Source organism: Nocardia sp. CNS-044, from assembly GCF_059570515.1.
Map to the genome: position 1 here is coordinate 180,003 of NZ_JCANSX010000013.1, position 13,217 is coordinate 193,219.

Consider the following 13,217-nt stretch of genomic DNA (forward strand, 5'->3'; position numbering starts at 1 on the left):
TTCCTCCACGGGGTTCATCGGGGCGTGAGTTCGCTGCCTGCCAGCTCGCCGCTGACGCGCAGGAACTCGTCGTTCTCGGCGGCGAGGCCGATGGTCGCGCGCAGGTAGCCGGGGATGCCGACGTCGCGGATCAGCACGCCGCGGTCCAGGTATCGCTGCCAGGCCCGGCCCGCGTCGGCGAACCGGCCGAACAGCACGAAATTGGCGTCGCTGGGTACCACCTCGAAGCCCAGCTGGCCGAGCGCGGCCGCGACCCGGTCGCGCTGCGCCGCCAATTCCGCGACGCTGCCGAGAGTTTCGTCCGCGTGCCGCAGGGCCGCGCGCGCGGCGGCCTGGGTGACCACCGACAGGTGATAGGGCAGCCGCACCAGCAGCATCGCGTCGATCACCGCGGGCGCGGCGACGAGGTAGCCCAGGCGGCCGCCCGCGAACGCGAAGGCCTTGCTCATGGTGCGGCTCACCACCAGCTTCGCCGGGAATCGGTCGATCAGCGCGATCGCACTCGGCGCCGCCGAGAATTCGCCGTAGGCCTCGTCGACCACGACGATGCCGGGCGCCGCGTCGAGGATCCGCACCAGGTCGTCCTGCGGAATGCTGTGTCCGGTGGGGTTGTTCGGGCTGGTCACGAAGACCACGTCCGGCCTGCGTTCGGCGATGGCCGCCAGCGCGTAGTCGATGTCGAGGGAGAAATCGGCGTTGCGCTTGGCCTCGACCCACTCGGTGTCGATGCCCTCGGAGATGATCGGGTGCATCGAGTAGGAAGGCACGAAACCCAGTGCGCTGCGGCCCGGTCCGCCGAAGGCCTGGAGCAGCTGCTGCAGGATCTCGTTGGAACCGTTGGCCGCCCAGACGTTCGCCGTATCCACCGTGACGCCGGTCTGGCGGGTGAGGTAGTTCGCCAGGTCGGTGCGCAGCGCCACCGCGTCGCGATCCGGGTAGCGGTGCAGATCCGCGGCGGCGGCGCGGATGGACTCGGCCACGTCGTCGATGAGCGCGCGGCTCGGCGGGTGCGGGTTCTCGTTGGTGTTCAACTGCACCGGAACGGTCAATTGCGGTGCGCCATAAGGCTTCTTGCCGCGCAGGTTCTCGCGCAGCGGCAGATCGTCCAGGCCGATCGCGGACCCGGGCGCAGTGAGCTGACCGGTCATGACAGGGTCTCGAATCGCACCGTGACGGCCTGGCCGTGCGCCGGAAGATCCTCGGCGTTGGCCAGCGCGACCACGTGCCCGGCGACATCCTTCAGCGCCGCCTCGGTGTACTCGACGACGTGGATGCCGCGCAGGAAGGTCTGCACGCTGAGTCCGGACGAGTGCCGCGCGCAGCCCGCGGTGGGCAGCACGTGGTTCGAGCCCGCGCAGTAGTCGCCGAGGCTGACCGGCGCGTACGGGCCGACGAAGATCGCGCCCGCGCTGCGCACCCGGGCCGCGACCGCGGACGCGTCGGCGGTCTGGATCTCCAGGTGCTCGGCCGCGTAGGCGTCGACCACGCGCAGGCCCTGGTCGATGTCGTCGACGAGCACGGTGCCGGACTGCTTGCCGGTCAACGCCTCTCGCACCCGGTGCCCGTGCTTGACCACCGTCATCTGGGTGCTCAGCGCGGCGTCCACCGCGTCGGCGAGCTCGACGCTGTCGGTCACCAGCACGCTGGCCGCCAGCACGTCGTGCTCGGCCTGGCTGATCAGGTCGGCCGCGACGTGCGACGGATCGGCGGTGGCGTCGGCCAGGATGGCGATCTCGGTGGGACCCGCTTCGGCGTCGATGCCGACCAAGCCGCGGCACAGCCGCTTGGCCGCGGTGACGTAGATGTTGCCCGGGCCGGTGATCAGGTCGACCGGCTCGAGTTCCGCGCCGTCGGTGTCGACGCCGCCGTAGGTGAGCAGCGCGACGCCCTGCGCGCCGCCGACCGCCCACACCTCCTCGACGCCGAGCAGTTGCGCGGCGGCCAGGATGGTCGGGTGCGGGAGCCCGCCGAACTGGGCCTGCGGCGGCGAGGCGACCACCAGCGAACCGACGCCCGCGGTCTGCGCGGGCACCACGTTCATCACCACGCTGGACGGGTAGACGGCGTTGCCGCCGGGCACGTACAGCCCGACCCGCTCCACCGGCACCCACCGTTCGGTGACCGTGCCGCCGGGCACCACCTCGGTGGTGGTGTCGGTGCGGCGCTGATCGGCGTGCACCGCGCGAGCCCGCGCGATCGACTCCTCCAGCGCGGCGCGCACCGCGGGGTCCAGCTCGTCGAGCGCCTTGACCAGCTCGGACCGCGGGACGCGGACGGTCGCCGGAATCACACCGTCGAACCGCTCACCGAACTCCAGCGCCGCCGAGACACCATGGTCGCGGACCGCCTCCACCACCGGACGCACCTGATGCAGCACCGAGTCCACGTCGACTCCCCCGCGCGGCAGCGCGGAGCGCAGCTCGGCAGCGGAAGGAGTACGACCGCGCAAGTCGACGCGGGCGAGCTCGATGCGGGATGTCATGTCGGTGTCGATCCTTGTCTGGAGCTGGTCACAACAGGAAAGTTGCCGCTACCAGCCTAGTGGACGCCGCCGGACGCCAGTCCGCCGCTAGCCCGCGCACGGCCGGAGCGAAGGCGGAGATACACCGGTGGGATCGCCGAACGCGACGCTCACCCGCAGCGGCGGCGCAGCTCGGCGACTCCCTCACCTTCGAGATCGTCGAGCGCCGCCACGCGCCCGACCACCGCGAGAGTGAGCGCCTCCGCGGGCCCGCGTACCTCCGGCCCGCTGCCGTCGGCCCAGTCCAGGTCCGTGGCCACCAACCGCAAGCCCTTCCTGCGTTGCCCCGGCCGGACGAACGGGTCGGGATGTTCGACCAGGTAACGCAACCGTTCGGCCGGGATCGCACGGGTGCGGCCGAGCGGGCGGCGAATGTCCTGCTGGTGCACGAACAGGTCGGCAAGCACCAGGGCGGGACCGGACCGGGACAGCTTGCCCGCGGCGTTCTCGAACTTGTCCATCAGCTGGTCGGTCGACAGCGTCCGCGCCTTCCGGACGAGCCGATCGTTGACGCGGTCGATCGAGAGCCCGCACCGGATGACGATGCCCCCGTAGGTCAGCGGTGCGATCGTGTCGTACAGCAGATGCCCGACCACGTCCCGCACCGTCCACCCCGCGCACAGCGACGGCGTCTCCCATTCCTCCGCGCGCAGATCGCGCAGCAACGCGATGAGTTCGGCGCGTTCCTCCGCCAGCATCCCCCTGATCGTCATGCCGGAAGCCTACTCGGCCGCGAGCCTGCGGAGCTATAGGCAACCGCGCCAAGCCCTTTCAGGCGACCAGCCGTTTCACCCGATCGGCTCGGCCGAGATCCAGCCGAGCACCCGCACCGAAACCTCGCTGCGCGGCGAACGCGGCTGACGCGTTGCGACTCAGCGGGTTTCGCTGTCGATGAGCAGTCGCCCGCCGCTGTCCACGACACGCAGCACCAGCTGCTTGGACTCGCCCTCCACCGTCAGGTTGCCCAGTCGCATGTCCACCGAGCCGTCGGCGTTGTTGGAGCCGGTGGCCGCCTGGATGCTGGAGAACGTGTCGACGATGCGCGAGCCCCAGTAGTCGCGGAACGCCTGTTCACCGCCGTAGGCCTTCTGCGCCGCCGGGGTGAGCAGCGACCAGGACCCGCCGGGGTTGCTGTAGAAGTCGACGATCAGCTGACCGGCCGGTCCCCACTCGACGGTGCCCGCGCTCGGCGTGCGGCCCAGCGCCGGTGCCGTCGTGGTCGTCTTGCCGGAGGCCGTGGCGCTCGCCGACGGCGGAGTCGCCTGCGCCGCGGGAGAATTCGAGTCCGACTGGTTCAGGCTGCCGATCAGCAGCGCGGCGACGGCCACCACCGCGCCGACGACGCCGCCGATGAGCACCGCGCGGCGCTTGCCCGCCGAGGAGCCGGACGCCGGACGCGGCTGGGCCGCCGTCCTAGGATGCGCGGCCGTGTTCGGGTGGGCGGCGGCGCGCTGCGGCGGAGGCAGCGGACGGACATGCCGTTCGGTCGGCTGGTGGGTGGGCTGCGGCACGGGTGTGCGCAGCGCGCGCGTCGCCGCCTCCGAGGCCGACTGGCGCGCGAAAGTCTCACTGGCCGGGACGAATCCGACGGGCACCGGGTTGGCGCCGGAATCGGCGAAGGCGGCCAGCGTGTCGCGCGAGACGCGCATGCTCGGCCGTTCCTCCGGGTCCGGGTTCAGCAGCGCGAGCAGGAAATCGGTGGCAGGCCCCGCGTTACGCGGCTGGCTGACCTGACCGTTCGCCGCCGCGTAGAGCACCGCGAGCGGATTCGCGCTCGCGCCGTAGGGCGGTTCGCCCTCCAGCGCGTGAAAGAGTGTGGCGCCGAGCGAGAACACGTCGGCGGCGGGCGTCGGATCGGCGCCGCGGGCCACCTCGGGCGCGAGATAGGCGGCGGTGCCGCAGATCAGGCCGGTCTCGGTGAGCGTGACGTCGCCGGTGGCGCGGGAGATGCCGAAGTCGGTGATCTTGACCGTGCCGTGGTCGTCGAGCAGCACATTGCCCGGCTTCACGTCGCGGTGCACGATGCCCGCCTGGTGCGCGGCGATCAGCGCCGAGGCGACCTGCTCGCCGATGCGCGCGACCTGGGTCAGCGGCAGCGTGCCCTGTGCGGAGAGCACCGCGGCCAGGCTGCGCGACTTCAGGTACTCCATCACCAGGCACGGGTCGCCCTCGTGCTCGGTGATGTCGAACACCACGATCGCGTTGGGATGCTGGAAGCGCGCCGCGTTCCGGGCCTCGCGGGTCGCGCGCTGGCGCACGATGTCGCGTTCGGCCTCCGGCAGGCTCGCTTTTATGTGGATCTGCTTGATCGCCACGGAACGCCGGAGTCGCTCGTCGGTGGCACGCCAGACGACACCTGTGCCGCCGCTACCAATCCGCTCGACCAGGCGGTAATGCTCCGCGATCAACTGACCGGTATCGATGGCGCCTACTCCGAACCTTCTCGAAATCGTGACATCCCGCATATTGACCGCTGACGCGGCCCGCCGACGAGTGTAGCGGGCGCACCGAGCGCGGTCCGCGCCAGCCGGGATATATCCGCCGCCCAAATCACCCGAACGGCGGATGCCGAAGGTTACCGCGCCGCACGCAGCATCCGACCGGCGGCCTCCACCGCCGGACCCGAGCTGCCCGCGTCGCTGACGAACACCGCGAACGCCAGGTCACCGTCGATTCCGACGAACCAGCCGTGCGCGTGGGTGTCATCGATGTATTCCGCGGTGCCGGTCTTGCCGAGCAGGCCGGGGATGTCGCGCAACTGCGTCGCGGTGCCGCCGGTGACGGTCTCGCGCATCATGGTCTTCAGCTGGTCGTCGACGGTCCCGGACAGCGGCTCCGGCTGCCGGTCGGCCACGCCGGGTCTGCCCTGCACCACGGTCGGCGTCGGCACCGAGCCGCGCGCGATCGACGCGGCGACCAACGCCATGCCGAACGGCGAGGCTGTCACCTGTCCTTGACCGATGCTGGACTCGACGCGCTCGGCCGGGGTGTGGGCGGTGGGCACCTTGCCGGTGACCGTGGTCAAGCCGGGTGTGACGTAGTCGATGCCGAGTCCGAGCTGGGCGGCCGCCTTCGTCAGCCCGTCCGGCGGCAGCCGCACGCCGAGCATGCCCATGGTGGTGTTGCAGGAGCGGGCGAAGGCGGTGTGCAGCGGGACCTGGCCGAGATCGAAGTTGTCGTCGTTGGGGATTCGGCGGCCCTCGATGTCCGCGCTACCGGGGCAGGGCAACACCGTGTCGGGATTCACCTCACCCGCCTGGAGCGCGGCCGAGACGGTCACGGTCTTGAAGGTCGAGCCCGGCGGATACAGGCCGGTCAGCGCGATCGGGCCCTGCGCGTCCGCGGCGGCGTTCTGCGCCATGGCGAGCACGTTGCCGGTGGAGGGCTGTAGCGCGACGATCGCCGCGGGCTGGGCGATCGGCGCGAGCGCGTCCTCGGCGGAGCGCTGCAAACCGGTGCTCAACGTGGTGGCGATGTCGGCGGCCTGGCGCGGATCCTCGCCCGCGACGCGTTCGGTGCCGGTGGGCGTCTTGGCCCGCACCGCCCAGCCCGCCGCCTCGTCAGCGTTCTGCTGCCACAGCTCGGTGATGCCGGTCATGGTCGGTGAGGAGAGTGCCTTGTCGACGGTCAGCAGCCGGGTCTGCGGTGCGAGAGTGACGCCGGGCAGCGCGGCCAGCGCGTCGTTGATCGGGGCGATGTCGGCGGCGCGCAGCGTGATCGCAGTGACCGGCTTGCCCTGCGCGAGTTCCGTCTCCAGGGACTGCGCGGTGATGCCAGGAGCCAGCGGGGCGAGCAGGGCCGCGACGGCGCCGGTGTCCACGCCGGGCGCGAGGTTCACCAGGGTGACGATCTGTTCGGTCATGAGATCGCCGCCCGCGCCGTCGAGAACGCGAGCGGGCTTGGCGAAGGCGGGTCCGTAGGTCAACGGGCCAGCGGCCAGGCCGGGCGCGACGGTGGCGGGATCCCAGCGGATCTTCCATCCGTCGTTCTCGGTGGCCTCGCCCACGGTGGTGTAGCTCCACTCGTCCCGGCCGCCCTTGCCCAGCTGCCAGGTGGCGGCGAGGGTGAAACCGTTCCCGTCGGTCGAGTTCACCTCGAAGGTGACTTCCTTGCCGAGACCGTCGTAGAGCTGATTCAACGTGGCGGTCGCCTCGGCGGGGTCGTCGGTGAGCGCGGCCGCCGCGGCGATGTCGTCGCGGTTCAGCGCGTCGGCGAACTGACCGGCCACGGTGTCCGGCTGTTCGGGCCCGGAACCGCACGCGGCGAGGGCGAGCACGGGCGCTGCGGACAGAACCAGGATCTTCCGGTGGATGCGCACCCAGCCGACGGTAACCGAATCGTCCGTCGGCGCGGCGTACCCGCGCCGACGGTGTCGCGCTCAGCGGTCGAGCCAGGGCGCTGTGCTCAGCGTGGCGGCGTCGGCCGGATCGAGTTCGATGTCGAAGAACTCCTCCAGGATCTTGGGCAGTTCCCCCGGCTCCAGCGCACGGGTTTCGCTCGATCCGTCGGGGCGTTCGGTGACGAGGGTCAGGCCGTCGAGCACGTGGTGGACGTCGGGCAGGAAGCGTTGGACGAACGGGCGCGCGGTGAACGGCGAGCGCGCCGAGGTGGACACGAAGTGGTTGCCCACCTCGAAGTCGATGCGGTACTGCGGTTCGGTCGTGAAGGTGTAGCGGTCGATCCAGCCGTCGCGGCCGAACTGGTGCAGCACCCAGACGTCGGTGTCCAGCTCGCCGACAGTGCGTTCGAGGCGGAATCGCCACTGGCCCAAGGCGAACTCGCCGGGGCGTTCGACCAGCTCGTACGGCTCGAGCGGGCCGGAACCGAACCCGACGTCGCAGAGCCAGACGCGGTCGTCGTCCGCGGTCGTCACGCGCAGCAGGGCGTGCGTCGCCGGGCGCAATCCGCCGGAGCCCATCGTCACCCGGCCGCTGAGTCCGGTGACCCCGAATCCGAGGCGTTCCAGCGCGGCGGCGAAGAGTCCGACGTTCTCGTAGCAGTAGCCGCCGCGACGGCGGCGCACCAGCTTGTCCTGCAAGGTGGCCAGATCCAGCGGGATCGGGCGACCGAGCACCGGCTCCAGGTTCTCGAACGGAATGGAAGTGGTGTGCAGGTAGACGAGTTCGCGCAGCGTCGCGAGGGTGGGGGCACGTTCGCCGTCGAAGCCGATCCTGGCCAGATAGGCGTCCAGGTCCAACTCCGCGCCGTTCCAGTGATATGCGGCATCCGCCGGCTTGCTCATCTCACGCCTCTCTTCGTCGGTGTCGAACCGAACAACCGGCGCGTGGTGCTATGTGTTCCGCCGCGTTTCGGGCAAGCCCGCCGAGGCGCAGGCCGTCGTGCAGATCGGCATCATGATCGGCAATGCCGACGGGTCCTTCGACCAGGCCGAGGTCGCGGCGGCGCGCGAGGCTTGTCAGGCGCTGCGGCTGGACCCGAGCCAGTTCGGGCTCTGAGCGCCGCAACGAGTCGACGGTGGATGTCGGAGGCGGCGATTAGTATTCGCCTATGCGTTCGATAGATGCCGCCGAGCGGCGCGCGCGACTGGGAGTGCGGCACCGGCTGGCGGACGCGCACCGCACCGACGACATCGCGAATATCGCGAGGTCGCTGGTCGTTTTGCATGCCACCGATCCGGCCACGGTGTTCCTTTCCCTCGGCGCGCGCAGCCTCTACGCGACGCCCGCCGACGTGGAGCGCGCGCTGTACGACGAGCGGACGCTGCTGCGCATGCTCGCGATGCGCCGGACCATGTTCGTCGCGCCCGTCGAGCTGGTTCCGGTGCTCCAGGCCGCGTGCGCGAACGCGTTGGCGGACAAGCAACGCAAGACCTACGGACGTTTTCTCGAGCAGGCCGGTATCGGCGACGGCGATGTCGCGAGCTGGTGGGCCGAGGTCGAAGAGAAGACCCACCGCGCGTTGCTCGCTCGCGGCGCCGCCACCGGCGCGCAGCTCGGCAAGGACGTGCCGCGGCTGCGCACCCAGGTGAATACCGCACCGGACAAGGCGTATTCGAAGCCGACCAATATCACGACCTGGGTACTCGTCACCCTGGGCTGCGAGGGTCGCATCGTGCGCGGGCGGCCGAACGGCAGCTGGGCGAGCAGCCAGTACCTGTGGGCGCCGGTGGAATCGTGGCTGCCCGAGGGCGTCGCGGAACTGCCCGCCGAGGAGGCGCGCGCCGAACTGGTGCGGAAGTGGTTGGCCGCCTTCGGCCCGGCCCCGCTCAGCGACCTCAAATGGTGGACGGGCTGGTCACTGGCCGAGGTGCGCAAGGCGCTGGCCCGGTTGGAGGTGGCGGAGGTCGACTTGGACGGCACCCCCGGCCTCGTCCTCGCCGACGACGTCGAACCCGTTGCGCCGCCCGAGGATTGGGCCGCCCTCCTCCCGGCCCTCGATCCGACCCCGATGGGCTGGCAGTCCCGCGACTGGTACCTCGGCCCGCACGCCGCGTCCCTCTTCGACCGCAACGGCAACATCGGCCCCACCCTCTGGTGGAACGGCCGCATCGTCGGCGGCTGGGCGCAGCGCAAAGACGGCGAGATCGTCTGGCGCCTCCTGGAAGACGTCGGCTCCGAAGCGAAGTCGCGCATCGAAGCCGAAGCCGCCCGCACCGCGAAGTGGTTCGGCCCCGTTCGCACCATCCCTCGCTTCCGCACCCCGCTGGAACGCGAACTCACCGCCTGATACCCACCACTTCGCCGACCCCGGCGTCGCTGCTCGCGACCACACGTGCGGGCCGAACGTCTCCGCACCGCGACCAGCCGCACCTTCCCTCGCCTGGCGTCCCGAGCGTTCTCGGCCTCGCACACCTCGGCACGCCGTGCAAGATCCGATTGCCTGTAAAGCGCGCAAAGTCTGCGAAGCCACCAGCCCCACAGGGCACGCCGCATAGCAAGCGCTGGCACTGTTGCGCGCGGACGGCACTGGCAACTCCGAGCCGCTAGGAGCCGCGCCCGGATCCGACAAACAAGCACCGCGGCTCGACCCGGCACCCGCGTGTGGAGACGCATCGCCACCCAGCGTGCACCCGCCTCACCAGGCTTGCCGCCCTGCGAGGCGGGTGACGAGTATGTGCCGAACTCAGGGGGCGGCGGCTTCGTCGACCGCAGGTGTCGAGACCGGCTCTGCGCGCTTGCGGATGGATGCGGTCGTGGCCAAGGCCACGAGGAGCAGCCCCGCGCAGGCATAGGCGGTGAGCGCGAGACCGGAGGACATGGACTCGCGGGCGGCCTCGGCGATCGGGGCGGTGGCGGGGTCGGCGGCCAGCGCGGGGATGGCCGATCCGGCGCTGGCCGTGACCGCGTCGGTCAGGCTGTCGGCGGCGGGCGTGTCCACCAGACGGTCACGCAGGTCGCTGCCGAGCACGCTGAAGAAGAGCGTGGTGAGCACGGCGATGCCGAGCGCGGAGCCGAGTTCCCTCGCCGCGCTTTGGATGCCCGACCCTTGGCCAGCGCGTTCGCCGGGCACTTCGGCGAGCACCACGTTCGTCACTTGCGCGGTCGCGAAGCCGACGCCCACGCCGTAGACGAACAGCGCGAGGACGATGGCCCACCATCGCGTGTCCGTGGCCGCGACGAGCGCGAGCAAGGCCAGCCCCGCGGCCTCCAGCACCAGGCCGATGCGCACCTGCGCCATCGCCGACGCGGTCATCCCGAAACTGGCCCCGCTGGCGACGAAACTGCCGACCGCCAGCGCGGCGAGGGCGAGCCCGGTCTGGAAGGCCGTATAGCCGAGGGTGAACTGCATCCACAACGGCAGCACCGCGATGATCCCGAATTCACCGACGCCCACCACGAGCGTGACCACATTGCCGTTGCGGAACGAGACGATCCCGAACAGCCGGACGTCCAGCAGGGGTTCACCACCCGTCCGCACCAGCCTCCGCTGCCGCCGCCAGAAGAGCGCCAGCGTGCCCATCGCCACGAGGAACGCGACGAGCACCGGCGACGGCCCACCGCGCCAGGCCACCCCACCGACGACGAGCGGCTCGATCGTGCGCACCCACCCGTAGTGGCGCCCCTCGATCAACGCGAACGACAGCAGACCGAGGCCGAGCACCGACAGCGCCGCACCGCGCAGATCCGCACCTCCGCCGACCCGCGGCGCACGTCCGCGCCGGTCGTGCGCGGGACCGTCGACGGACTGCGCCAGTCCGTGCCGATCAGGCACGAACCGCAGCACCGCAGCCACTATGACGAGCACCAGCGGAATATTGATGCCGAACGCCCACCGCCACGAGAAGTCGGCCAGCCAGCCACCGAGCAGCGGACCAACCGCCGCCGCGGCGCCGATCGTCGAACCCCAGATCGCGAACGCCTTGGCGCGCGCCGGACCCGCGAAGCCCGCGTTCACCAAGGCCAGCGAGGTCGGCAGGATCAGCGCGCCGCCGACGCCCTGGAGGAAGCGCGCGGCGATGAGCGCGCCGCCGTTCGGCGCCGCGGCGGCCAGCAGGCTGGTAACGCCGAAGATCACCAGTCCGATCACGAAAAGCCTTCGCGCACCGTACAAGTCGGCGAGGCGACCGGTGACCAACAGCAGCGCCGCGAAGACGATGGCGTAGGACTCCTGGATCCATTGCGCCTCGATCGAGGTGATGCCCAGGTCGTCGATGATCGGGGCGACGATCACGTTGACGATCGTCAGGTCCACGACGATCAGCGCGACACCCAACGAGACTGCGATCAGCCCGAACCAGTGCCGGGCGGGAGGTGTATCGGTTTCGGTTGGCAATTTACCTCCATCATCAAGTTACTTTATGATGAAGGTATTCCGCGCCGGGGTAAGTTGTCAATTTGTGCGGGCGCGCTCGTGCCCATCGAGGGAAGGAGTGCCGGTGTCGAACGACCCTGCGGCGCAACGCGAACGACTCGCCGACGTCCTGCTGTCCTACGGCGCGAGCTTCGCCGAGCTCGGCCGCCGGTTCGCCGCGGAACTCGGCGTGCATTCCACCGACGCTTTCGCGCTGCGGGAGATCACCTCCGCGGAGACGCTCGGCACGCCGATCTCACCGGCATTGCTGAGCAAGCGCATCGCGCTGACCTCGGGCGCGATGAGTTCACTGCTCAACCGGCTGGAAGACGCCGGATACATCACCCGCACCCGCGAGCACACCGACCGGCGCGTGGTCACGCTGCGCACGAGCGGGCAGGTCAAGGAGCGGGCCGACGAATTCTTCCGCCCGTGCAACGAACGCCAGGACGCGATCCTCGCCGAGTACCCGCCCGAGATCCTGGATCAGTTCGAGACACTGCTGCGGCGACTGACCACGAGCTTGACGAGCTGACGCACGCCGATCCACCGACCGCAGGCTCGACAAGCCGACGCCCACGCCGATCCGCCGACCCCGCACCCGGCACCCCGCACCCCGCACCCCGCACCCCGCACCCGGCGAGCCGATACCCGCGCCGATCCGCCGACGGCGAGCAGACACCGCGCGGCGGTACGTTGAATGCCGTGGAGATTCGCCGGTTCACCGAGCCCGATCGCGACGAACTACGCGCTTTGGCCCGCCGCGCCGGTTCCGGAGCGCCGACCGAATCACTCTGGGGGCACGCGGAATCCGAGGCGGCGGTGTACCTCGACCCCTATCTGGACATCGAACCGCGCTCGCTGTTCGTCGCGGTGCGAGACGGCGCGCTGGTCGGCTATCTCGCGGGCTGCGTGGACAGCGCGGCGTTCCCCACCGAAGACGAGCGCATCGAAGCGGCGATTCGCCGGTACCGCTTGGTGTTCCGGCGTGGGCCCGCCGCGTTCTTCGTGCGCGCCGCACTCGACGCGTTGGGCGCGAAGCTGCGCCGCCGACCCACCGCGGGCGACTTCACCGACCCGCGCTGGCCCTCACACCTGCACATCAACGTGGCCGAGGAGGGCCGGGGCACCGGCGCGGCCGACGAACTGATCGAGCGCTTCCTCGAGCACGCCGCCGCGGCCGGATCCCCCGGCTGCCACCTGCAAACTCTCGTCGAGAACACCCGCGCCGTAAGGTTTTTCGAGCGGATGGGCTTCACCGAGCACGGTACGGCGCCGCTGGTCCCCGGCCTCCGCTATCAGGGCAAGCGGGTGTATCAGCGAACGATGGTCCGCGCCCTCTGATCAGCGCGGGCCGACCAGGGCCTAGCCGACCGGACGCGCGAGGTTCACTCCGGAGGCCCGCCGCCACGCTTGGAGAAGTGCGCCTTCTCCGCCCGCTCCATCAGCCGCATGAACTGATCCGTACGCAGGTGGACGAGTTCCTCGTGGTCCCCGGCCTCGAAATAGACGTCGGGCACTGTGGTGAGACTTTCGTCCATCAGCGTCTGCACGCCGTACGCGGTGCAGACGGCCGGGATCGCGCCGACCTCGCAGTCCTTGAAGACCGAGCGAAGTTCGGACTCCTTGGCGAGGACCAGATGCCGTCCGGTCTGCGCCCAGAGCTTCGACAGGCGCAGGTGATGGGTCGATGGCAGCACCGCGCCGACGTAGCCCTGATCGTCCTCGAGCATGATCGTCTTGGCGAGACGATCGGCGGGGATATTGGCCACCGACGCGGTATGGGCGCTGGTGTAGCTGTGCGGATGACGCACGACCTCGTATTCGACGCCCGCGTCGCGCAGGCATTCCTCCACCGTCGATGACATGGACATTGCGGACCTCCACTCGTTAGCTGGCGCGCCACCGCGTCCCGGTGACAATGGCAGTCGGATGAACCGCGTCA

At 70.5% G+C, this 13,217-nt stretch carries 12 protein-coding genes; 4 read left to right on the plus strand and 8 right to left on the minus strand.

What is annotated here, in order from left to right; all coding sequences use genetic code 11:
- Positions 1-14 precede the first annotated feature (14 nt).
- The 6 genes from T333_RS33170 to T333_RS33195 all read right to left on the minus strand — a co-directional run bounded on the left by T333_RS33170 (position 15) and on the right by T333_RS33195 (position 7,763).
- Complete coding sequence (locus T333_RS33170; RefSeq protein ID WP_355004132.1) at positions 15-1,148, minus strand: histidinol-phosphate transaminase; 1,134 nt, start codon at positions 1,146-1,148, stop codon at positions 15-17.
- Positions 1,145-2,482: a histidinol dehydrogenase gene (gene hisD / locus T333_RS33175; protein ID WP_357256735.1), complete on the minus strand. Its 1,338-nt coding sequence runs from the start codon at positions 2,480-2,482 to the stop codon at positions 1,145-1,147. Before hisD ends, T333_RS33170 begins: the two co-directional genes overlap by 4 nt.
- Positions 2,483-2,631: 149 nt before the next feature.
- Positions 2,632-3,234, minus strand: coding sequence for a maleylpyruvate isomerase family mycothiol-dependent enzyme (locus T333_RS33180; RefSeq protein ID WP_496426938.1), 603 nt, complete (start codon positions 3,232-3,234; stop codon positions 2,632-2,634).
- A 159-nt stretch (positions 3,235-3,393) separates the two neighbouring features.
- Entirely contained in the window at positions 3,394-4,929 is a 1,536-nt protein-coding gene (locus T333_RS33185) for a serine/threonine-protein kinase (RefSeq protein ID WP_355004134.1), read from the minus strand.
- A gap of 167 nt (positions 4,930-5,096) precedes the next feature.
- Positions 5,097-6,839: a penicillin-binding transpeptidase domain-containing protein gene (locus T333_RS33190; RefSeq protein WP_496426939.1), complete on the minus strand. Its 1,743-nt coding sequence runs from the start codon at positions 6,837-6,839 to the stop codon at positions 5,097-5,099.
- Between the two features lie 60 nt (positions 6,840-6,899).
- Positions 6,900-7,763, minus strand: a complete 864-nt coding sequence (locus tag T333_RS33195; protein ID WP_355004136.1) for an arylamine N-acetyltransferase family protein — start codon at positions 7,761-7,763, stop codon at positions 6,900-6,902.
- Positions 7,764-7,782: 19 nt separating this feature from the next.
- Between T333_RS33195 and T333_RS33200 the strand changes: the two genes are divergently transcribed.
- Entirely contained in the window at positions 7,783-7,977 is a 195-nt protein-coding gene (locus T333_RS33200) for a TerB family tellurite resistance protein (protein WP_496426940.1), read from the plus strand.
- 52 nt (positions 7,978-8,029) lie between these two features.
- Complete coding sequence (locus T333_RS33205; RefSeq protein ID WP_355004137.1) at positions 8,030-9,208, plus strand: winged helix DNA-binding domain-containing protein; 1,179 nt, start codon at positions 8,030-8,032, stop codon at positions 9,206-9,208.
- A gap of 396 nt (positions 9,209-9,604) precedes the next feature.
- Here T333_RS33205 and T333_RS33210 read toward each other — a convergent pair whose 3' ends face one another.
- Complete coding sequence (locus T333_RS33210) at positions 9,605-11,254, minus strand: MFS transporter (RefSeq protein WP_496426941.1); 1,650 nt, start codon at positions 11,252-11,254, stop codon at positions 9,605-9,607.
- Between the two features lie 103 nt (positions 11,255-11,357).
- Here T333_RS33210 and T333_RS33215 point away from each other — a divergent pair, with 103 nt between their 5' ends.
- A complete protein-coding gene (locus T333_RS33215; RefSeq protein ID WP_355004139.1) occupies positions 11,358-11,807 on the plus strand; it encodes a MarR family winged helix-turn-helix transcriptional regulator in 450 nt (149 codons plus the stop codon).
- 170 nt (positions 11,808-11,977) lie between these two features.
- Entirely contained in the window at positions 11,978-12,616 is a 639-nt protein-coding gene (locus T333_RS33220; RefSeq protein ID WP_496426942.1) for a GNAT family N-acetyltransferase, read from the plus strand.
- A gap of 44 nt (positions 12,617-12,660) precedes the next feature.
- Here the strand turns inward: T333_RS33220 and T333_RS33225 are convergent, their stop codons facing one another.
- Positions 12,661-13,146, minus strand: a complete 486-nt coding sequence (locus tag T333_RS33225) for an aminoacyl-tRNA deacylase (protein ID WP_355004141.1) — start codon at positions 13,144-13,146, stop codon at positions 12,661-12,663.
- Between the last annotated feature and the right edge of the window lie 71 nt (positions 13,147-13,217).